Here is a 20746-nt window from a genome sequence, read left to right as displayed (position 1 = left end):
CTCCAGGCGTGCCCTCCGGCACGTCGGACTGACGACGATGACCCGCCAGGACACACGACGGACGGTTCGAGGCGACGAACGAGCCATCACGGTCACCGATAGCATCGCCGCCGGCTCGCTGGTCGTTCTGGCCGTGGTACTCGCGGCCGGGCTCGGGCTGGGCGTCCTCTATGCCCCCTCGGATGGGGGAACCGACGCGACGCGCGCGAACTTTTCCTACCAGCACTTCGCCGACGATTCGGTGCTGGTCGTGACGTTCGCGAAGGGTGATCCGATCACGGCAGGGGACCTGTCGATCGTCAGCGGCGAGACCAACCGTACCTGGGCGATGCTGGCCAACACGACCGAGTCCGAGGAGGTCTCGGAAGGCTCGACGATCCAGTTGACCGGGACCGGACGGTTCGGCAAGCCCATCACGACGGACACGTCGGTCCGGATCGTCTACACCGGCGGGAACGAGACGCGGGTGCTGTCCAGCTGGCCCCCCAACAGCAGCGCGGGATAGAAATACCTTTGCCGGGCGGGTGACGAGCCGTCTCTATGCGGGTCTCGGTCGTTCTCTGTACCCACACGCTCGACCGCTACGAAACCTTCACCGAGGCCGCTCACAGCGTCCTCGAACAGACACACGACGACACGGAACTGGTACTGGTCAGCGACGGCTCCGAGGCCGTCTACGAACGGTTCCGGACCGACTTCGGTGACCGCGAGGACGTGCTCACCCACTGCAACGACGAGAACGTCGGCCTGCTGGAGAGTCGCAACAACGGGGCCGAGGTGGCCACCGGCGACGTGGTCGCGTTCATCGACGACGACGCCGTGGCCGACGAAGACTGGGTCGCCCAGCTCGTCGAAGCCTACGAGTATCGAGACGCCGTGGCCGCCGGCGGAAAGATGACTCCCGAGTGGGTCGCCGGCCGGCCCACCTTCCTCCCCGAGGAGTTCTACTTCCTCGTCGGCGTCACCCAGCGCGGGTTCGCGGACGGTCCCGGCGAGGTCCGCAACACCTTCGGCTCGAACATCTCCTTTCGCCGCGACGTGTTCCTCGACCTCGACGGATTCGACACCGACATCGGGGGCCGGAAGGGCGACGAGAACCTCCAGGGTGGGGAGACCGAACTCTGCGCCCGCCTTCGTGAGGCCTACGATGCCGGGGTGTACTACAATCCTGACGCACGCGTCGCGCACAAGGTCTTCGAGTACCGGACCGATCCGACGTGGCTGCTCGACCGCGCGTTCTGGCAGGGCTACTCCAAACGCGGGATGGAAGTCCTGGTCCCCGAGTCGACCGGTGAGGAGTACGACTTCCTCGGCCAGTTGCTCGGGGAGTTCGTCCCCCAGCGACTGCGTGGTCTCGTGGCCGAGCCGTCCCGCGAGAAGGCGCTCCAGTTCGTCATGCTGTTCGTGTTCACCGCCGCGGTCGGGTTCGGCTATCTCTACGGCGCGACCAAGTGGCGGTGAAGGGAGCCTTCGGGCTGCCCCGGGGCCACGGACTGGCGTCGGTACGCTTAAGCGCGCGCCGTCGCTCGGCCCCGATAATGACAGTCGGGGCGAGCGAGGACGACGCCGGGGAGCGCGAAGAGGGGGCGACGACGAGTTTCGCGGACCTCGATGTCGCCGTCGCCCACTGGGGGATCAACGCCTGGGGCGGTGCCGAGTACCTCGTCACCCATCTCGCCGAGGCGCTGGACTGTGACCGGGTCTACACGCTCGGCGACCCCGATCCCCACGACCCCAATCCCTACGGCGACGTGCAGTTCGTGGACGTAACGCGTGACCTCTCGCCCGCCCCGCTCCGGCGACTGCAGGCCAGGGCCGGCCGCGTCTTCGAGTACGCCCTCTGGGAGGACGTGGACTGGCGGGCGTACGGCAACCCGGACGTGCTCGTGACCTCCGGTGCCACCACGCGTGCGGTCATCACGCCGGACGACACGCTCCACCTGAACTACTGTCACTCGCCGCCGCGGTGGTTCTACGACCTCTATCACGACCGGAAGGACTCGCTGGTGGGTCAGCTGGCCCGTCCGCTGGTGCGATACCTGCGGATGCGCGACGCCACCGTCGACCCCCGCGTCGACGGCTACTTCGCCAACAGTCCGGTCGTCGCCCGCCGTATCCGGAAGTTCTACGATCGCGACTCGGAAGTGTTGTATCCGCCGGTCGACCTCGATGAGTACGAAACCCACGGCGACGAGGGGTTCTACCTCCATCTCGGCCGACTCGACGAGGAGAAGGGCGTCCCCGCGGTCGTCGAGGCCTTCGCCGGGAGCGACCATCGCCTCGTGCTGGCTGGGGGCCGCGGTGACGTGGACGACGCCGTGATGGACCGGATTCGCCGTGCCGAGGAGATCGAGTATCGCGGGTTCGTCGACGAATCCAAGAAGTACGACCTCCTGGCCACCTGCCGCGCACTGGTGTTCAACGGCCGCGACGAGGACTTCGGGATCGTCCCCATCGAGGCCAACGCCAGCGGCAAGGCGGTGCTGACCCGCGACGAGGGGTTCCCTGCAATCTTCGTCGAGGACGGCGAGAACGGGTTCCGACACGACGGAACGCCTGCGGGGATCAGGGAGGCAGTCGAACGGTTCGAGCGGGACGGAATCGCCGGGGATCTCGGCGAACAGGTCGAAACCTTCTCAACGGACGCCTTCGTTGACCAACTCGAATCGAGTGTCGTCCGGCGGTTCGAACGCTTCCGGGCGACCGGTACACGAGATCATGACTGAGACGATCGTACTCGGCCTGGACGGGGCCAACTGGGCCTTGCTCGAACCCTGGCTCGATGAGGGTCGACTGCCCAACATCGAGGCCCTTCGGAACGAGGGGGTGTGGACGGACATGCACAGCTGTTTCCCGCCGGTTACCTGCCCGAACTGGCGGTGTTACTCGACCGGCAAGAACCCCGGCAAACTCGGCGTGTTCTGGTGGGAGACCATCGACACCGACCGGCGGACGCTGACGACGCCGGATTCCCGCTCGTTCAAGAGCGCGAACTACTGGGATTACCTCGACGACGCGGGGCTGACCGCCGGGATCATGAACCTCCCGATGACTTACCCACCGTTCGAGGTCGACGAGTTCATGATCGCCGGTGGGCCCGACAGCGAATCGGATGGGTACGCCCACCCGCCGGAACTGGGCGACCGACTCGACATGGAAGGGTACCGACTCCACCCTGCCGTGCCGGTCACCTCGAAGGAAGACCGCGACGCCGCCGACGCCGTCGTCGACCTGATCCGGGAGCGACTCCTCACGTTCCGCGAACGGCTGGACGACACCGACGTGGACGTGGCCCACTGTACCGTCTTCTACGTCAACGTCCTCCAGCACTTCTTTTGGCGCGGGGAGCCGACCCGGCGCGCCTGGGAGGTCATCGACGAACAGATCGGCGCGATCCGTGACTCCCACCCAGACGCTACGCTACTGTTGATGTCCGATCACGGCTGTAAGGACGTCGAAACCGTGTTCTACGCCAATTCCTGGCTCGAAGAGCAGGGGTATCTCGTCACCGAAGACACCTCGGACCTGCTCACCGAGTACGGCATCAACAAGGAACGGCTCTCGAAACTCGCGCACAAACTCGGCGTTCACAATCTGGTGACACGGTTGACGCCGGATTCGGTCACCGACCGCCTCCCCGAAGACGACGAGGGGTTCAAACGCGAGCAGAAACTGCAGAAGGTCGACTGGGAGCAGTCGCGCGCCGTCGCCAGCGGACAGGGCCTCGTCTACGTAATCGACGACGATCCGGAGACGGTCGACGCGCTCGTCGCCGACCTCGAATCCCTGACGGACGATGACGGCAATCCCGTCGCTCGGCAGGTGATGCGCCGCGAAGAGGCTTACGACGGCCCGTTCGTCGACGACGCCCCGGAGATCGTGTTCGACCAGCGACCCGGCGTCCACACGAGCGGTGCGATCGGCTCGAATCCCGTCTTCGCGGACGCCGGCCAGTGGGAGGCCGAGAACGTCCGCACCGGACTGTTTCTGGTCGACGGACCGGCCGTCGAGGCGACCGAGATCGACGGTCCGATCTCGATCACCGACATCGCGCCGACCGTACTGCACAGCGTCGACTGTGCCGTTCCGACCGACGTGGACGGCGATCCTGTCCCGCTGTTCGGCGACCGCGAGGTCGAGACCTGCGACCCGCTCCCGTTCGACGCCGTGACCGACGCCGCCCGGGGGGACGTACAGGACCGCCTCGAAGACCTCGGCTACCTCGAATGACCGTCTGCATCACTGGCGACGTTCACCACGTGTCGATGGCGACCCGCGATCAGGAGTACCTGGACGGGACGGAAGTCGCGGCGGCCGTCGAGTACGCCGAGATCGCGGCCGAACACGACGTGCCGGTCACGCTATTCTGTACGGCCAAGTGCATCGAAGAGGAGCCCGAGCGGATGCGGACGCTGGCCGAGATGGACAACGTGGAACTGGGCGGGCACAACTACTGGGCGTTCACGACCCCGGTCCACGCGGCGTGGCGTGCGCTGGGGAAGGTGACCGGTGGGGCGATCGGCTCGTGGAACGGACCCCGCGTGTTCCAGGCCTACGAGATCCGGAAGACGGTCGACGCGTTCGAGCAACTGGGCGTCCTCGTGCGGAGCTGGCGCGACCACGCCTACCGCCACGACCGTCACACTGCCGACCTCCTCTCGCGGTACGGCGTCACGCACTTCTCGGATCACGTCGACCCCGACGGCGAAATCAGACAGGAGAGTCGGCTGACGGTCGTCCCGATCAACACGCCGCCCGACCACGAACACGTCTATCACGCGTTCAGAACGCCCGAGTTCGTCGCCGACGACGACTTCGAGGGGCCGTTCGGGACCGAGTCGCGCTCGCCCGCGGACTGGGCCAACTGGGTGCTGGAACACGTCGAAGGCCACCGGGACTCGGGGACGGTCGCGACCGTCCTGGCCCACCCCGCCTGTATGCGACTCGCGGACGGATTCGAGGCGTTCGAGCGGCTGTGTGACGCGGTCGACCACGGGGTCCACCTCTCGGATGTCGAGGCCTGATCCGGCCGCGACGCGACTCGGAATACTTTATCAGACACGCAATTGACGGCTTCACCAATGAAGACGTTACTGCTGACCGTCGACGCGCTCCGTGCCGATCACCTCGGTCAGTACGGGTACGAACGCGACACGATGCCGGTGCTGGACGAACTCACGGGGGCGGGGACGCGGTTCGAATCTGCGTTCTCGAACGGGACGTACACCCGCATCTCGGTCCCGTCGTTCCAGACCTCGCGCTACCTGGCCTACGAGAATCTGGACGCCATTCCGAAACTCGCACCGACGCTGGAATCGGGTGGTACCGAGACCGCAGTGATCGGGACCCAGACCGGCATCGGGCTCGTCCACGGGGGGTTCGAGTACGGGGAGACCATCGACCTCGGCCGCGACGAGAACTTCGACGAGGCCAACGCCGACCGCCCGCTGACGGAACTGATCGGCTACCGGGTGAACAAGGTCGCGACGTGGATCAGCCAGCAACTCCAGCGTCGCGGTGCCGACAGGCTCTACGACGTGTTGAAGCGCCCCTACCGGAGGCTCTATCCGGAGACACCCTTCGAACACAGCGGCTACACCAGCGCCGAAGTGGTCACCGACCGGGTCATCGACTGGTTCGAGGAGACCGACCGCGAGGACTTCTTCCTGTGGGTCCACTACATGGAAGCCCACCGCCCGTACGGCGTCCACGACGACGACCCGGCCTACCACGACGGGACGGTCGAGCAGGAGTGCGTCCGTGAACTGATGAAGACGGCCGGCACCAACCCCGACGCCATCTCCGAGTCCGAGCGCCAGTTGCTGGTCGACCTCTACGATTCGGACGTTCGCTACTGCTCGCGACACATCGCTCGACTCTTCGACTACCTCCGCGACCGGGGGCTCTGGGACGAGACGAACCTGCTGTTCTCCAGCGACCACGGCGAGGAGTTCTACGAACACGGGAAGTACTTCCACCGGAACTACCCCTACGACGAGCTCATCCACGTGCCCCTGATCGCCAAGCGGGCGGACGACCCCGCAGGCGGGGCGACCGTCACCGAACAGCGCCAGTTGCTCGACCTGGCACCGACGATCTGCCAGTTCCACGGTCTGGACCCCGACGCGTACGACTTCCAGGGGACGCCGCTGTTCGAGGGCGACGGACGCGAAGTCGTCACACTCGGCCAGCCAAACGACAGAGACCCGGCCGTCGCAGTGCGTCACGACGGGTGGAAGTACATCGACACCGGCGAGGGCGAACGGTTGTACGATCTGACCGCCGACCCGGCCGAGACCGAGAACGTCGTCGACGACAACCCCGACGTGGCCGCCCGACTCGCACGGCCGATCCCCGACTCCGTGCTCGACCGCGACGTGGAGGACCCGCGAGAGCCGGAAGACGAGGTGGACCGCGAACAACTCGAAGCGCTGGGCTACATGGAACTGCGCGAAGAGGAGGAAAGCTGAGAACTACTCGTCACTTCACGTATCCGAGGGCTTCGAGCTGGTCGCCGAGGTCGTCGGGTTCGACCGCGTCCTCGATGGCGTAGTTCTCGTAGGCGTCGAGCGCGTAATGATCCGCGACGCGGTCGATCATCGCGTCGACCGTTTCTGGGTTGGCCGCCGCGCAATCGTTCTGTTCGTACTGGTCCTCGGGGATGTAGAACAGTTCGTCGGCGTCCTCGTCACGGACGGAGGTGATGAACTTCCACTCGTCGGTCCGGCAGGCAGTTATCCGGTTGTTCAGGTCGATTTCGCGCCAGCCACCTGCCGCGATCTGGCTGAAGACGGCCCGATCCTCGGGCATCGGTTCCTCGCTCCGGAGGATGGGGTCGAGCGAGAGACCGTGGAACCGCTCGGGGACGGTCGCGTCCTCGACTGTCGCGTCGAGTAGAGTCGGCGCGACGTCGATGGTCGAGGTCACGCCCTCGGGGAACGATATCGACTCGTCGCCACGCCGGACGATGAGGGGCACGCGGACGAGTTCGTCGTAGGGTCGGCCGCCGTGTGCCAGTTCGCCGTGTTCCCGGAACTCCTCGCCGTGGTCGCCACAGAGAATGGCCATCGCGTCCTCCCAGTAGCCACGCTCACGGAGACCCTCGACCAAGCGGCCAATCTGGTCGTCGACCTCTCTGATAGAAGCGTCGTAGAGATCCGAGATTATCGAGACTTCACGGTCGGTCGCGTCCGCTTCCTTCGTGTTCACCTTGTCGTTGATGCGCCACATCTCACTGTCCGAGAGCGGTTCGTCGAGGAACTGCTCGCGGTAGGACCTCGGCGGGACGTATGGCGAGTGTGGCTCCATGAAGTGAACCCACAGGAAGAGCGGTTTCTCACCGGGGAGCGCGTCCAGGTACCTGAAGGCGCGGTCGACGGCCTCGCTGGCCGACGTGTGCGGTGCTGAACGGGTCGCTACCCGTCGATAGACGGATTCGACCAGCCGGTATGGGAGGCCGTTCTGGTCCAGCGAGGCGTATACTTTTTCCTTGGCCGTCTCGACGAACTCCGCCGCACGCGAACCGTCGTCGCTACTGTCGCCGGTCTCTATATCGAGTGACTGGTCGTCGACCAGCGTCCGTTCGTTGTCGTAGTACACGTCGAAGCCGCGGTCCCAGCCGAACCGTGAGTGCAGTTGCGTGTTTGTGTTGACACCGACGGTCCGGAATCCTCGGTCCTGAAACGCCTCGCTGACGACCTGTCGAGTGCCCGTCAACTGGGCGTACCCACCGTACATCAGCGGATATGTCGAACAGAGAATCCCCGGAAAACTCGTGCGGGTGTTCGGCCCCGTCGCGATAGCCTCGTCGCAGAAGGCCCCCACCTCGGCGAGCGCGTCCATCGTCGGCGAGACGGGCCGGTCGTAGCCGGCGACTGAGAGCCGGTCGTACCGCAAACAGTCGACGGTAATCAGGATTGCGTGACGTGGCATTGGCGGTTCGAGTCGTTCCTACAACCGCTGGAGAGAACCGTATATGTTTGGATATCCGGGGACTACGGAATAGACGGCTTCGAACCGCGTCCGACGGGAAAAACTGATATAGACGCTGTTGAAAGTCGGACGTAAAATGTCCGTCTCGAACGTGGTTCTCGTCACCATCGACAGTCTCCGCTACGACAGAGCCCTCCAGTCGGACAGGGCGGTTACCCCGGCACCCACCCTCTCACGTCTGGCCAAGGACGGGTTCTGCTTCAATAGGGCGTTCGCGAACGGACCCAACACGCCCTCCAGTTTCCCGACCCTCCTGACCGGCACGTACCCAGCGATGTACGGCGGGTACCGGTACCTCGACGAGCGGCGACCCTTCCTCTCTGCCACCCTGCAGGACGCAGGTATGCGAACGGTGGGGTACCACTCCAACCCCCACCTGGGCCCGGAGAAGAACTACAACCACGGGTTCGACACGTTCAACGACGGTGCGGAAGACGACGACGACGCTCGTACGATAAAGAACTTCGTCGACGAGCAGGTGCCGTCCGACTCACGACTTTACACCGTCCTGCGGCGCATCTGGCACTACGTGACGATGAAGACGGAGACCTCCGCGTACGCGCCGGCGACAGAGATAACGGACCGGGCCATCGACTGGCTGGAGTCCGACTGGGACGGCCACTCGCCCTACTTCATGTGGCTCCACTATATGGATGTCCACTACCCGTTCACGCCGCCGGACCGGTTCCTCGAAGACATCGATGTCGACCCGCTATCGACCCGGCGGACCGCCGACCTCAACGGCCGGATGCAGGAGGATCCTGACTCGCTGACCGCGGAGGACCAGTCGGACTTGCTCGATCTCTACGATGGAGAGATTCGCTACATGGATCACAACCTGAACCGGCTTCTCGAAAAACTCGAAGCACAGGATGCCCGCGAGGACACGACCGTCGTCGTGACGGCGGACCACGGCGAGGCGTTCGGTGAACACGACCGCTACGGTCACCATCCCTACAACTACGACGAACTCCTCCACGTCCCGCTGGTGTTCGACGTGCCAGGCCGTGATGGTCGGCAGATCGACCAGCAGGTGTCGCTCATCGACGTACCCCCGACACTGTACGACCTGCTGGGCGTCGAGACGCCCGAGGCCGTCCAGGGGCGCAGTCTCGAACCGCTGATGGCTGGCGAGGAGCGCGAGGAGCAAGTCGTCGTTTGTACCGCCTCGGGCGGCGGGATGCTCGCCACCCGAACTCCGGAGTGGAAACTCCTGTGGGACCGCGAGGCCGACACCGTGGAATTGTACCACCTCACCGAGGACCCCGGCGAAGAACACGACGTGAGCGCGGAGAGTCCCGAAATCGTCGAGCAATTCCGCGCTCTGCTGGAAGACCACGCTGCCGAGGCTCGAGCTACCGATACCGACCTCCCCGAGGTCGAAGAGAGCGACGAGGTGAAACAGCGGCTCGAGGACCTCGGATACGTTGAGTGAGGGAACTCCCATCCCGAGTGCTCAGAGATAGCCCAGGTCCTCGAGCCGATTCTGAACCTGTTCGCCCTGGGCCTGACTGGTCTCGCCGGCCCGTATCTCGCGGCGCTCGCCGTCCAGCACGGCCCACGGTATCTCGACGAGTTCGGGGAGGCGGAGACGGGGTTTGTGGCCGCCCAAGCCCAGTTTGTCGGCGATCCCGGTCGCGTGGATCTGGCCGTGGTCAGCGGTGACGACGGTTTTTCCAGGCACTACTTCGATGATATCGTCGGCGAAGGGCAAGACGTATTCGAGGTTCTCAGTGTAGGCCCGCCAGTGACGCCGTTCGTCGTCAGGGTCGTCGCCGATGTCGCTTCCGATGTAGGGCCCGTGTGGTTGCATGAAGTGGACGATCAGCCGCTTGTCGGGGAATTCTTCGTGGGCTTCGATGGCGGCGTCGCGGACGACTTCGGGGCGGACGACGCCCGCGTCGTCGTCGAAGTCGGTCTCCCAGAGTTCGACCACGTGGTGGAAGGCGTCGCCGGCTTCGAGTGCGGTGTGCGGGTTGGCCGAGACGTATACCGTGTCCCCGAACGAACCTCCCTGGAAGTTCCGGCGGGTCCACTCGCTGGAGTGGCTCCCGAGGCTGACGCGGGACTGGTACTCGTCGAAGCGGTCGAGATCGACGGTCCGCTCGAAGCAGTCCGCTCGGCAGGCGTCGAGGACGATCATCGTGTCCCAGTCCTCCTCCATGACGCGCACCGCCTCGTCGTACCCGGGATACCCCGGATAGAGCCTGGTCGCCGTACCGAAGACGAACGGGACGAACACCCGGTTTCGCCACCAGTTGAGCGAGGTGAAGTTCTTGCGCACCTCGGAGAGGGCGTGTCGCGGATCGAGACCCATCACCCGTAGGTGCCAGAGCGGCCGAGTTAGGTGTGTTGGTTTCCCGAACGGTCCACTCTCGCCACCGTCAATTCGCGAGCCAGCGGATGAGCCCGTCGACCCGTCCAAGCGGGAGGCCGTACTGTTCCTCGGCCGACCGGATGATCATCACGTCGGTCTCCGAGAGCCCGAAGACCAGCAACACCGCGACGACGTAGGCGGTCGCAGTCACGCCCGTGATGCCGACCAGCCAGAGGACGGTTCCAGGCGTCGCCGGCGCGACGACTGTCCAGACGATCGCGAGGAAAGGGACGGCCAGGGTGACCGACCGAGTGGCGCGCCAGGACAGCGGCGTCTCGTCGAGCGCGAGGTAGACCTGGATCGCGGCCAGGCCGTCCCGCAGGAGGAAGGAGGCGGTCGTCGCGACGGCCGCGCCGACGATGCCCATGCGCGGGATGAGCACGACGTTGAGGGCGAGGTTCGTGACGGCCGCGAGGGCGCTGTTGAACGAGAGTACCTTCGAGCGGCCGACCGCCTCCAGGATCGAATTGTGGATGCTCAGGACGTTCTTCACGGCGAACCCGACGGCGAGGATCGTCAGGACCGTCCCGCCCGCGGCGTACTTCGAGCCGTAGATGACGCCGATGAAGTCGGTCGCGAACACGCCCAGCGGCACCAGGGCACAGACGCTGGCGACGAGCAACCACCGCACGACCGCCCGGAACATCGCCATCACGTCCGCGACGGCACCGTCGCTCTCCAGCCGACTCGCGATGGGCGACCCCAGGAAGTTCACCGCCGTCGAGAACATGCCCATGAAGCTCACGGCCGCGTAGGCGACGCCGTAGACGCCGGTCGCCGCGTCACCGATGAAGTACAGCACCAGGAAGATGTCGATACTCCGGTAGACGAAGCTCGACACACCGGTGACGGTGAACGGCAGGGAGTAGCGGGTCAGCTCCTCGATCCGGTCGCGGTCGAACGCGGTGCGGGTGCGCGGGAGCGTCCGGTGCAACAGGACCAGTCCGATGGTCGCGCTGACGACGTACGGGACGGCGTAGGCCCCGGCCAGTCCGGCCTGATCGGCACCGTACAGGACGGCGGCGACGACGAGCCCGATGCGAACGATGGGGTGGACGATGTTCTTGACCAGCACCCAGTAGGTCGACCGCTCCTGGCCGCGGATGCCGCCGACCGCGACGTTCAACAGCGTCGCGAACGGGATCGCGGCACCGAACACGCGGATACTGACCGTGACGTTCGGGTTGCCGAACACCTCGCTGGCGATGAAAGCGGCGTTCGTCGCGACGGCGACACCCAGCGCCGTCGAGGTCGCAAGCGAAAGCACGACGGTCACCAGCGCGAGCATGCGCTTCTCGCCCGTTTCGACCCGCGGGAGGTACCGCGTCAGTCCCGACGCCAGGCCGAGACCGGCGAGAATGGCTCCGATGTCCAGCAGCGCCGTCCCTGCAGTCAGACCACCGAAGTCGGCGGCCGAGAGGTAGCGCGCGGCGACGACCTGCGCGACGAACGCGATGAGGAGTTCGAGGAACAGCCCGATGGTGACGACGCTCGCCCCCTTGACCACGTCGCGGATCGCCTGATCGGTATCGCTCATTCGATCACCTGCCGCAGGTCCCGCTCGTACCGCTCGTACAGCGCCGGCCAGGAGAACTCGGTCTCGACGGCCGCCCGGCCCTGCCGGCCCAGACGGTCGCGCTCCCCCGCGTCCGGCGTCAGTCGGTCCAGCGCGTCCGCCAGATCGGCGGGCTGGTGGGGGTCACAGAGCAGGCCCGTCCCGCCGTCCTCGATCACTTCCGGGACACCGCCGACGCGAGTGGCGACCACCGGTGTGGCCGTCGCCTGCGCTTCGAGGACGACGCGGGGCAGTCCCTCGGTGTGAGAGGGGAGCGCGAACGCGTCGAACTCGTGGTACAGCGCCGGGATCTGCTCGTACGGGACGGAGCCGAGGAACGTCGCCTGTTGGCCGAATCGTCCTTCCAGCCGGTCCCGATCCGGCCCGTCGCCGGCCACCAGCAGGTGCCAGTCCCGTTCCGTCCGCTCCAGTGCGTCCGCCAAGTCGTCGAGGCCCTTGTAGGGCTGGAGGCCGCCGACGAAGCCGACCACGAGTCCGTCATCCGCCGGGAGCTGGTCCCGGAACCGGTCGGCCAGCGGCGTCGGTACCCGGTCCGGGTGGAACCGGTCCACGTCGACGGCGTTGCGAACGTCGAAGATGCGGTCGGGAGCGACACCACGCTCCCGCAACTGGTCGCCGATGTGAGCACAGACGACGAGGTAGCCGTCGTGCGGGGCGCGGAGCCGTGCCCCGAACGACGCCAGATCGAGGCGTCCCCTCAGGCCCTCGACCGGCGGGTCCAGACTCGACCCGACGTGGACGACGTGGGGGACGCCCAACCGTCGGGCGGCGAACAGTCCCGGGAGGTAGGTCTTGCGCGTCTTCGAGACGATCACGTCCACGTTCCGTCGGTCGCCGATCCGGACGGCGTGGCCGAGCGTCCGGAGCGGTCCGTCGACGAACCGGGTCCGTGGCGACACCGAGAGCTGGAACGGGCGTTCCGGCGCGTCGTTCCAGTCGAGCAGGGTCACGTCGTGGCCCCGGTCACGGAGACCGGTGACGACGTTCCGGACGTGAATCGCGCCCCCTCGGACCATCGCGTCGGAAAACGAGATGGCCTCTTCGGTGAGATAGAGGACGCGCATGTTCCGAGACGTGGAGGGGCAGCTAATATATCCCGCGGTCCGCACCGATCAGTCCGGATACTCGGCGACGCTCTCGTGTTCCCAGACGAGATCGAAGTACCGCTGGAGTCCGGCGACGAACGACCCGTTGTCGGTCAGTGCGGCCTGGCGCATGTGGAGGGGCACGTCTTTCTCCTCGACGAGGATGATCGCGCGTCCGGCCTCGTAATCCATGCTCGGATCGGCGACGGTCCCGCGCCAGGGGAGCTGTTCCTCGCTGAACCGCAGGTCGACGGACGGGTACGTCGCCCGGAGTTCCGCGACGATCTCGGCCTGGATCGGCCGGTTCTCGGCTTCCAGCAGGTCGGGATGGAGAAAGAGCGCGTCCACGTCGATCCCGCGGTCGATGGCGTCCTCGAAGGCCGGCCGAACCGAGTCGAAGTACTCGAAACTCTTGGTGATGATCCGGACGCGTTCGTCGGCCTCGTGGTAGAGCTGGCGGGTCTCGCGTTCGCTCGGCTGGCCCACGTCGACGACGTGGAACAGTTCTTCGGTCGGCGTGATGTCCTCGCTGGCGCGCTCGAAGCGTGGCTGAAACTCCGCGAGGAACTCCTCGCGCACCTCCTCGAGTTCCTGGACGAATCCCTCGAACTCCTGGCGTCGGTTCTCTTTGGCCCGTTCCAGGATCGTGTCGGGCGATTTCGGCTGGTACTCCTTGGGCCGACCGGGGATGATCTTGATGAATCCGCGATCCGACAGCGAGTCCAGCACGCCGTAGATGCGGGCCTTCGGGATGCCCGTCGCCTGTGCCAGGTTCGGGGCCGTCGTCCGTCCCAGCGTCAGCAACTCCTGCAACGCCGTCGCCTCGTACTCGGTCAGGCCGAGTCGGTCCAGCAGGCCGACCGCTTCGTCGGTCATACCTCGGCCTGTCGCCGGCCGGCCTTGTAAACTCGCCGAAAGGTATTTATCGCTCGTCAACGAACTGGTTACTCACAGACTGAGTAACTATGTCGGACGACCTTGCACAACAGGAGGCGGACGAGCATCTGGACGGCGTGAGCGACGGGTGCGGGTGTACCGAGATGTGGGAACACATGAGCGAACACCGCGACGAGGGGTGAGAATCGCGCCGCCACGGGTCGGTTCGGGAGTCGGGAACCGTACCTTTTTGCGGCCACCGTAACGATAGAGCGACGATGCCCGACCGCTCGGAGGTCTGTGTGCTGGTGCCGACGCTCAACGAGGCCGAGACTATCGGTACTGTCATCGAGTCCTTCTCCGAGCACGGCTTCGAGAACATCCTCGTGATCGACGGCGACTCCACGGACGGCACCCGCGATATCGCCCGCGACCACGGGGCCAGGGTGATCGTCCAGTCGGGGACGGGGAAGGGGCAGGCGGTCCGCGAGGCGCTCCGCCACGTCGAGGCCCCCTACATTCTGATGCTGGACGGCGACGCCACGTACCGCGTCGAGGACGCCGAGGCGATGCTCGAACCGCTGTTTTCCGGGCGTGCCGAACACGTCATCGGCGACCGGTTCGCAGACATGGAGTCGGGGGCGATGTCCCGGCTCAACAGGACGGGCAACCGGATCATCAACCGGGCGTTCCGCTGGATTCACGGCCGGAACCTCGAAGACATCCTGAGCGGCTATCGCGCGTTCACCCGCGAGTCGGCCGAGCGGCTCACACTCACCGAAACGGGGTTCGGGATCGAGACCGAGATGGCCGTCGAGTGCGTCAAACACGGCGTCCGGACGGAGGTGGTCCCGATCCGGTACGAAGCCCGACCCGACGAATCGGAGACGAACCTCCACCCGTTCCGTGACGGCGCGACGATCATCCTGACGCTGTACCAGATGGCCAAGACGAACAACCCGCTCTTTTATTTCGGGAGCGTCGGCGCACTCAGTTCGCTCGTCGGGTTCGTCCTGGGTGGGTACGTCGCCTACGACTGGTTCGTTCCGCCCCGCACGTCACACGAGGTCATCGCTATCGTCAGCGTGTTCTCGATTCTCGTCGGGGTGCAGCTCCTGATCTTCGGCGTCCTCTCGGACATGATCGTCGCGTTGAACCGCGAGCAGACCCGCCGACTCGAAGAACTGGCCGAGCAACTGGGTGGTGAGCGACCCGACACGGTGGCCGAGGACCCTGCCCCACGGGCACCGGCTAACGGGGCAGCCGACGCGGACGGCGACCCGGAGGCCGACGAACTCGCGTCCGCCGACGAACGCGATTAGAAGGGGACGAGCGCTCGCAGCTGCATCAGGACACTCGAGGAAGCCGATTCGCGCATCTCCTCGAACACCGGGTGAAGCGCGTTCAGGAATTCCTGTTCGGTCTCGAAGTACTCCTTGCCCGAGCGGTCGATGGCCTCCTCGACAGTGACCGTGTTCCCGGTCGCGTTGTAGGGAATCTTGCGGTCGCCGAGCGTGGCGACGATGCTGTCTTTGTCCGCCGGGAACGCCACCCCTGCCTCCGAGAGCCGGGCGTCCAGCGCCGCGATGCCGAACTCGATGGCATCCGGTTCGTCGTCGTCCTGTTGTGGTGGCCGAACTCCCATCGTTGTCTCCTTTCGCTTCCAGCCCCGAAAACCCTATCCCTCGCCGTTCGACCCCAGGACTGTTGACAGGTAGACCAGCGACAACACAACCCATTTCCGGGCGGTCGACCTCCAAGCCCACATGACAGACTACACCACCGTCTCGATCCCCCAGGACCTGGCCGACCGCGTCGAGGAGACCATCGAGGGCACCAGCTTTTCGAGTACGAGCGATCTGGTGCGGTTCCTGCTCCGGAGTATCGTCATTCAACACGAGAAACGCGGCGAACTCACCGAGTCGGAGTTCCAGGAGATAACCGAACAGCTACAGGATCTGGGCTATCTGGACTAGGCGACCCGTTCCTCGGGCGGTTCGGCGTCGACGACCTCCAGATCCTTCCGGCGGCCGCTCCGGTCGAACGCCGCCAGCGACTCTTCCTCGTACGGCGGCACAGCCACGAAGACGACTTCGGCGAGGTCGTCACGCTCGGAAATCGACAGGTCGCCGACGGGATGGGAGACGAACAGTCCCTGCGTCTGTCCCGGGGGCGTTCCGAGGTCGATGCCGAACACCGCGCCGACGGAGCCGCCGGCTTCGGGCATGTAGAAGTGTGTGAACACCGGCGTCTCCGGCGGCAGGTCGGCCTCGTCGAGGTCGCTTGCCGGTGACACCGAGAGCCGGATCGTGGTCGATTCCGGATCACGGTCCTCTCCCAGCCTGAGCAGCGTCTCGGCCAACCCCCGCGTGATGTAGACCACAGTGGCTGTTCGAGACACGGCGATTTAATTGCATCGTCATCTCGATTCCCCAACCGCGGGCCGACGACCCGACGGCGACACGGAATACGCTACCAATCGACTGGACGGTGGTATCTCCCTGGCAACACGTTTTTGCCTGTCAAACCATAACATATAACAGACGATGCACGACCTGACCGCGTTCCAGCGCGACGTGCTGTACGTCCTTGCCGGACTCGACGAGGCTTACGGGTTGGCGATCAAGTCCGAACTGGAGGGGTACTACGAAGGTGAGGTCAACCACGGACGGCTCTACCCGAACCTCGACGATCTGGTCGAACGCGGCTACGTCGAGAAAGGGCAGATCGACCGCCGGACCAACTCCTACGAGTTGACCGATGCCGGCACGGAGACCCTCTCGGACCGCCGGGAGTGGGAGGATTCGTACCTCGACGATCTGGAAGTCGTGACAGCCTGAGTCAGCCGAAGACGAACTCCTTGCCGATCTTCGCGTAGAGTGCGGGTGTCCGAGAGCGCGACCCCGACACCGCGTCGTGGAGCGCCTCGGTCGCGTCCTCGTGAATCCCGGTTCCGTGTCCGACCAGTACAGTCCCGGGCGAGAACCGCTTGAGCTTCGTCGGCGGTTTGAGCCGGAGCGCCGGGTGAACGCCCAGGCGTTCCGAGGACGACAGGAAGTAACTCGCCGACCCGACCGATTCCGGGACGAGTAACTCGCCGTGGTCCTCGATGGAGACGGCGGCCTCCTGCCAGAACCGGTTGTCGATGAGTTTGTGAACCCCGACTCCCGTGTCGTCGAGTTCGACGTGGACGCGCTCGACCGGCGCGTCGAGTTCGCCGGCGACCCCGTCCATCCAGTCGGGCACGTACACCGGTACGTCGTGGCGGTTGGCGACCTCGGCCGAATCGCGTTTGTGTCGATCCAGCAGGATCAGGACGCCTGCGACCTCGCCGAACTCCGCGAGCAGGTCGTCGAGTCCGCCCACGTCGACCGGATCGACGACGTACACGTCCCCGTCGACCTCGAAGGCGTGGCTGGCACGCTGCATCCGTTCGTTGGGGTAGGCCATCCACCCGACGCCGTGTTCGCGGCGGTCGATCTCGCGATACTCCGTCGCCGGTCCCGAGCCTTTCATCGGCATATATCGGCCGTACGGGGCCACGACTCAAAAATAATCGTAAACTGGCAACGACCCCTCGGCTGTTGGCTACCAGTGTACACTCCGGCTCCCGGCCGGGCGTCGCCACGGCGTTCCCCGTCGCCCACCGTTAAGGCCGGACGGAACCAAGTGCAGGTATGCTCACGGATCTGCGCTGGCTCGCGCTGGAGGCCAAGTACCTCGATCGCGCCCAGTCGTTCTACGAGTCGTTTCTCGATCTGGACGTGCGACGCGACCGGGAAGCTGAAGTGGTGCTGGCCGCCGGCGAGACGGATCTGATCCTGCGCCGTCCGACCGCCGTCCCACGGGGCGGCGTCCACACCCACTACGCGTTCTCGACGCCGCCGGCGGCCTACGACGGCTGGTGGGACCGTCTCTCGGAGTCATTCGACCTCGTGGAACACCAGTTCGGGGACGCCAAGTCGCTGTACTTGTACGACGTGGACGGGAACTGCGTCGAAATCGGCCAGCGCGACGAGGGAACCGCGACGGACGGCATCACCGGCATCTTCGAGGTCGTGGTCGAAGTCGCCGACCTCCAGCGCGCGGAGGAGTTCTACCGCGACCTCGGGATGGAACTGATGGGACGGGGTGACGACCGCAAGCGAGTTCGGCTGACCGCGGGGCCGTTCGACTTCGAACTGTGGGAACCGCAGCTCGGCCTCGCGGACGGACGCGGCGGGGTCCACGTGGACGTGGGGTTGGGGGTCGAGGATCGCGACGCGGTCGTCGAATCCGTGCGTGAGCAGGCACGGTCGGTGACCGAACTGGGCGAAGGTATCCGACTCGAAGATCCCGACGGGCACCGGGTGACGCTCGTCTGAGCCCCTGAAAGCGGTTCCGTGTGGCTTCACCGGCTGAAGCCAGCCACGACCAGGAGGCCGACACAACGCATATCAGCGAGCTGGGAGATGGATCACATATCGTGTCCGACGTGCGAGATCCCGAGGGGCTCGCGGATCTACTCGGTGACGAGTGCGTGCGCACCATCCTCGTGGAGGCGAAAAAGGAGCCTCGCTCCGCGTCCGAACTCAGCGACCGCGCAGGCGTCTCGGAGCCGACGGTCTATCGCCGCCTCGAACGACTTCGCGAGTACGATCTGGTTACCGAAGAGATTCAGCCAGTCACCGACGGCAAAAACTACAAACTGTACCGGACACGGCTCGACGGTATCGAACTCGATCTCGACGAGGATGGGTTCGAGATAACGATCTCGCGTCGTGATCGGATGCGCGACCGCTTCGTGCAGTTCGTAGAGGGACCCTGATATGCTCGAAATACTGCTCCAGTCGACCGACCTCGAAACGCTCCGTGTCGTCCGCCAGGCCAGCGAAGCGATCGTCGTTCTGTTCGGGGTGGCGATCAGCTACATCGCCTACACCGCGTACCGCGAGAACCAGAGCCGTCCCATGTTGTTCATCGCGATCGGGTTCGTTCTGGTGCTGTTCGTTCCGGGCATTCTGGCGCTCTTGCTGTACGTCCTGCTGAACGTCCCCGCTCCGATCGTCAACAGCGCCAACCAGTTCGTCGAGATCGCCGGTCTGGGGCTGATTCTGTACGGACTGTGGACGCCACGTCGGGACTGAACCAGACCGCCTGTGATCGGCGACGGCCCGCTGGCGTCCAGATCGACGCACGTGCCGTGCTGTCCGTGCCGGGACGGTCCATCCCCGAGGAGACTCGCCAGTCAGTCCCGGGACTCCCAGGTTGCCAGGTCGGTCTGGAGACCGAGCCCGCCACAGCGGTATCGAGCCCACGCCAGCGTGGCGGCGACGCCGACGACGACGGTCGCCGCGTTGACCGCCCCGGGAATCCCGACGATGGCGTTCGGGCCGGTAAACGTGAGATCGAGAACGCTCGGGACCCGCTCGCTCTCGACCATCGTGAGCCCGAACAGGGTGTTGCCGGCGAAGTTGTAGGCGATATGGAGCCCGAGCGGTAACGCGAGGTCGCCGGTGACGACGTACGCGGTTCCGAGTAAGCCACCTCCGATCAGGCTCCAGAACAGAAATGCCACCGGCGAGGTGACCTGACCGAAGTGCACCACCGCGAACACCGCCGACGAGACGGCCCAGGCACCGATAAGGGCGGCCCGGTTCGATAGGTGACCGAGTCCCTCGGCGGCGTTGGGGATGAACAGGCCACGGAACAGCAGTTCCTCGGAGATTCCGACACAGACCCACGCGACGGTCCATCCGAGGACGACCAGTGTGAACGGAAGCGTGGCGGCTCCGATGTTGACGAAACCGGTCACCTCCACCCACCCGCCAGCGAGGAAGACGACCAGCGCCAGGGCGTGAATCCCGATACCGATCACCAGTCCCGCGAGGAGATGTTGGAGACTGTCGGAGCCGAAGTGGATTCCGTACGCAGACACGGTGCGGCGGTCGACGTATCGCGCCCAGACGATCAGCAGGCCGACGACGAGGGCGGCCCGGAGCGAGTACATCAGAAGGCTCCCCGCGGTCATCCCGAACCGCGGACCGATCACGGAGGCGACGACCTGGGAACCAGCCAGAAAGACGAGAAGCGGTACTAAGACGCGCCAGAACGCTCTGACCCGTCCATGTCTGTGGTTGTAAAACGGTGCGACCAGTGCCTGGCCCGCTCGCCGGAGGGGACTATCGCTCTCTCCGTCGGCCGAGTCGAGGGCCGAACGTGCGGTGTCGTCGCTCGCGTCGGCGGGGGAACTCTGATTCGACATCGCCATTCGGGGGGAGGTGCCGTACACAAACGACAGTACCTGCCTGGCTTCAGACGCTGAAGTCTGGCACAAGCGATGGCGACCACAGTTTCGGGGCCCGAACAGCGTCCGTCGGGCCACTACCCGAGCCGATTGATGCAAGCGGCAGCCCTGTACGGCTCCTCCACTGCATGTCGACGCCGTGGCTGTTCCGTCGCCGTGCATCCCGTACCGAACGGTCCACGGAGACGTGACCGTCCGACGATTCGGTGTTCCTGCCGGGGGACGGGACGAGGTCCCTGTCTCGACCCGTTCCGTTACAGCCGCTCGGTGTCGACGACGACGCCCGGCGGTGTCACGAGCAGGAAGTTCCGAAACCGCATCAATTCGCCGCCCATTTCCGTCACCTGGCGGGCGAATCCGGCGGCGAGTTCGTTCACGTCGCCCTCCACGTCCAGCACGAGTACGGCACCGCCGTCGACCTCCGCGATCCACTCCTCGTCGGGCGTCGAGCCGTCGAGGATGCCGAGCACGATCCGGCTCCCCTCGCGCTCGTCGTCGTCCATCTGGTCCTCGACCGCCTGCAGGTCGAGGTCGAAATCGCTCATACCGGCTCC

At 65.5% G+C, this 20746-nt stretch carries 24 protein-coding genes; 14 read left to right on the top strand and 10 right to left on the bottom strand.

What is annotated here, in order from left to right; all coding sequences use genetic code 11:
• The first annotated feature begins 37 nt into the window (after positions 1-37).
• The 6 genes from MU521_RS00325 to MU521_RS00300 all read left to right on the top strand — a co-directional run bounded on the left by MU521_RS00325 (position 38) and on the right by MU521_RS00300 (position 6470).
• Positions 38-505, top strand: coding sequence for a hypothetical protein (locus MU521_RS00325; protein WP_092687269.1), 468 nt, complete (start codon positions 38-40; stop codon positions 503-505).
• A gap of 35 nt (positions 506-540) precedes the next feature.
• A complete protein-coding gene (gene aglG, locus MU521_RS00320) occupies positions 541-1461 on the top strand; it encodes a glucosyl-dolichyl phosphate glucuronosyltransferase (protein ID WP_092687272.1) in 921 nt (306 codons plus the stop codon).
• 77 nt (positions 1462-1538) lie between these two features.
• Entirely contained in the window at positions 1539-2726 is a 1188-nt protein-coding gene (locus tag MU521_RS00315) for a glycosyltransferase (protein ID WP_092687275.1), read from the top strand.
• Complete coding sequence (locus tag MU521_RS00310) at positions 2719-4230, top strand: alkaline phosphatase family protein (protein ID WP_092687278.1); 1512 nt, start codon at positions 2719-2721, stop codon at positions 4228-4230. Before MU521_RS00315 ends, MU521_RS00310 begins: the two co-directional genes overlap by 8 nt.
• Entirely contained in the window at positions 4227-5024 is a 798-nt protein-coding gene (locus MU521_RS00305; RefSeq protein ID WP_092687281.1) for a polysaccharide deacetylase family protein, read from the top strand. Before MU521_RS00310 ends, MU521_RS00305 begins: the two co-directional genes overlap by 4 nt.
• 57 nt (positions 5025-5081) lie before the next feature.
• Positions 5082-6470: a sulfatase family protein gene (locus tag MU521_RS00300; RefSeq protein ID WP_092687284.1), complete on the top strand. Its 1389-nt coding sequence runs from the start codon at positions 5082-5084 to the stop codon at positions 6468-6470.
• Between the two features lie 10 nt (positions 6471-6480).
• Here the strand turns inward: MU521_RS00300 and MU521_RS00295 are convergent, their stop codons facing one another.
• On the bottom strand, positions 6481-7932 hold the full coding sequence (locus tag MU521_RS00295; RefSeq protein ID WP_092687287.1) for a sulfatase: 1452 nt from the start codon (positions 7930-7932) through the stop codon (positions 6481-6483).
• Positions 7933-8068: 136 nt separating this feature from the next.
• Between MU521_RS00295 and MU521_RS00290 the strand changes: the two genes are divergently transcribed.
• Positions 8069-9427 (top strand): sulfatase family protein, encoded by a 1359-nt coding sequence (locus tag MU521_RS00290; protein ID WP_092687290.1) that lies wholly within the window; start codon positions 8069-8071, stop codon positions 9425-9427.
• 21 nt (positions 9428-9448) lie between these two features.
• On the opposite strand, the gene MU521_RS00285 is transcribed toward MU521_RS00290, so the two are convergent.
• From MU521_RS00285 to MU521_RS00270, 4 genes are all read right to left on the bottom strand, one after another.
• Positions 9449-10309 carry an alkaline phosphatase family protein gene (locus tag MU521_RS00285; protein ID WP_092687293.1) on the bottom strand — a complete coding sequence of 287 codons (861 nt, stop codon included), beginning with the start codon at positions 10307-10309 and terminating at the stop codon, positions 9449-9451.
• Between the two features lie 67 nt (positions 10310-10376).
• A complete protein-coding gene (locus MU521_RS00280) occupies positions 10377-11906 on the bottom strand; it encodes an oligosaccharide flippase family protein (protein ID WP_092687296.1) in 1530 nt (509 codons plus the stop codon).
• Positions 11903-13009, bottom strand: a complete 1107-nt coding sequence (locus tag MU521_RS00275; protein WP_139171027.1) for a glycosyltransferase family 4 protein — start codon at positions 13007-13009, stop codon at positions 11903-11905. The genes MU521_RS00280 and MU521_RS00275 overlap by 4 nt, the downstream gene beginning before the upstream one ends.
• A 48-nt stretch (positions 13010-13057) precedes the next feature.
• A complete protein-coding gene (locus MU521_RS00270) occupies positions 13058-13906 on the bottom strand; it encodes a TrmB family transcriptional regulator (protein ID WP_092687299.1) in 849 nt (282 codons plus the stop codon).
• A gap of 89 nt (positions 13907-13995) precedes the next feature.
• On the opposite strand from MU521_RS00270, the gene MU521_RS21920 reads away from it, so the two are divergent.
• Together MU521_RS21920 and aglJ are read left to right on the top strand one after the other, a co-directional pair.
• Positions 13996-14109: a DUF8595 family protein gene (locus MU521_RS21920; protein ID WP_490166454.1), complete on the top strand. Its 114-nt coding sequence runs from the start codon at positions 13996-13998 to the stop codon at positions 14107-14109.
• A gap of 75 nt (positions 14110-14184) precedes the next feature.
• Positions 14185-15228, top strand: coding sequence for an S-layer glycoprotein N-glycosyltransferase AglJ (gene aglJ, locus MU521_RS00265; protein ID WP_092687302.1), 1044 nt, complete (start codon positions 14185-14187; stop codon positions 15226-15228).
• Here the strand turns inward: aglJ and MU521_RS00260 are convergent.
• The gene (locus MU521_RS00260; RefSeq protein WP_092687305.1) at positions 15225-15551 is read right to left on the bottom strand and encodes a DUF5789 family protein; all 327 of its coding nucleotides are present in this window, start codon (positions 15549-15551) and stop codon (positions 15225-15227) included. The two genes, aglJ and MU521_RS00260, sit on opposite strands and share 4 nt — an antisense overlap.
• A gap of 121 nt (positions 15552-15672) precedes the next feature.
• Between MU521_RS00260 and MU521_RS00255 the strand changes: the two genes are divergently transcribed.
• Positions 15673-15882 carry a ribbon-helix-helix domain-containing protein gene (locus tag MU521_RS00255; RefSeq protein ID WP_092661711.1) on the top strand — a complete coding sequence of 70 codons (210 nt, stop codon included), beginning with the start codon at positions 15673-15675 and terminating at the stop codon, positions 15880-15882.
• Here MU521_RS00255 and MU521_RS00250 read toward each other — a convergent pair.
• On the bottom strand, positions 15879-16289 hold the full coding sequence (locus MU521_RS00250) for a JAB/MPN domain protein-containing protein (protein ID WP_092687308.1): 411 nt from the start codon (positions 16287-16289) through the stop codon (positions 15879-15881). The genes MU521_RS00255 and MU521_RS00250 overlap by 4 nt on opposite strands.
• Before the next feature lie 163 nt (positions 16290-16452).
• Between MU521_RS00250 and MU521_RS00245 the strand changes: the two genes are divergently transcribed.
• Positions 16453-16746, top strand: a complete 294-nt coding sequence (locus tag MU521_RS00245) for a PadR family transcriptional regulator (protein WP_092687312.1) — start codon at positions 16453-16455, stop codon at positions 16744-16746.
• A gap of 1 nt (position 16747) precedes the next feature.
• On the opposite strand, the gene MU521_RS00240 is transcribed toward MU521_RS00245, so the two are convergent.
• Entirely contained in the window at positions 16748-17428 is a 681-nt protein-coding gene (locus tag MU521_RS00240; protein WP_217630093.1) for a hypothetical protein, read from the bottom strand.
• A gap of 155 nt (positions 17429-17583) precedes the next feature.
• On the opposite strand from MU521_RS00240, the gene MU521_RS00235 reads away from it, so the two are divergent.
• From MU521_RS00235 to MU521_RS00225, 3 genes are all read left to right on the top strand, one after another.
• The gene (locus tag MU521_RS00235) at positions 17584-18270 is read left to right on the top strand and encodes a VOC family protein (RefSeq protein WP_092687315.1); all 687 of its coding nucleotides are present in this window, start codon (positions 17584-17586) and stop codon (positions 18268-18270) included.
• A 101-nt stretch (positions 18271-18371) separates the two neighbouring features.
• On the top strand, positions 18372-18713 hold the full coding sequence (locus MU521_RS00230) for an ArsR/SmtB family transcription factor (protein ID WP_092687318.1): 342 nt from the start codon (positions 18372-18374) through the stop codon (positions 18711-18713).
• Between the two features lies 1 nt (position 18714).
• Complete coding sequence (locus tag MU521_RS00225; RefSeq protein ID WP_092687321.1) at positions 18715-19032, top strand: DUF7521 family protein; 318 nt, start codon at positions 18715-18717, stop codon at positions 19030-19032.
• A 101-nt stretch (positions 19033-19133) separates the two neighbouring features.
• On the opposite strand, the gene MU521_RS00220 is transcribed toward MU521_RS00225, so the two are convergent.
• Positions 19134-20150, bottom strand: coding sequence for a CPBP family intramembrane glutamic endopeptidase (locus MU521_RS00220; RefSeq protein WP_175452741.1), 1017 nt, complete (start codon positions 20148-20150; stop codon positions 19134-19136).
• 296 nt (positions 20151-20446) lie between these two features.
• The gene (locus MU521_RS00215; protein ID WP_092687327.1) at positions 20447-20737 is read right to left on the bottom strand and encodes a DUF5779 family protein; all 291 of its coding nucleotides are present in this window, start codon (positions 20735-20737) and stop codon (positions 20447-20449) included.
• Between the last annotated feature and the right edge of the window lie 9 nt (positions 20738-20746).

Source organism: Halorientalis regularis, assembly GCF_023698535.1.
Classification (GTDB): domain Archaea; phylum Halobacteriota; class Halobacteria; order Halobacteriales; family Haloarculaceae; genus Halorientalis; species Halorientalis regularis.
This window is presented reverse-complemented; position numbering and strand designations above follow the sequence as displayed.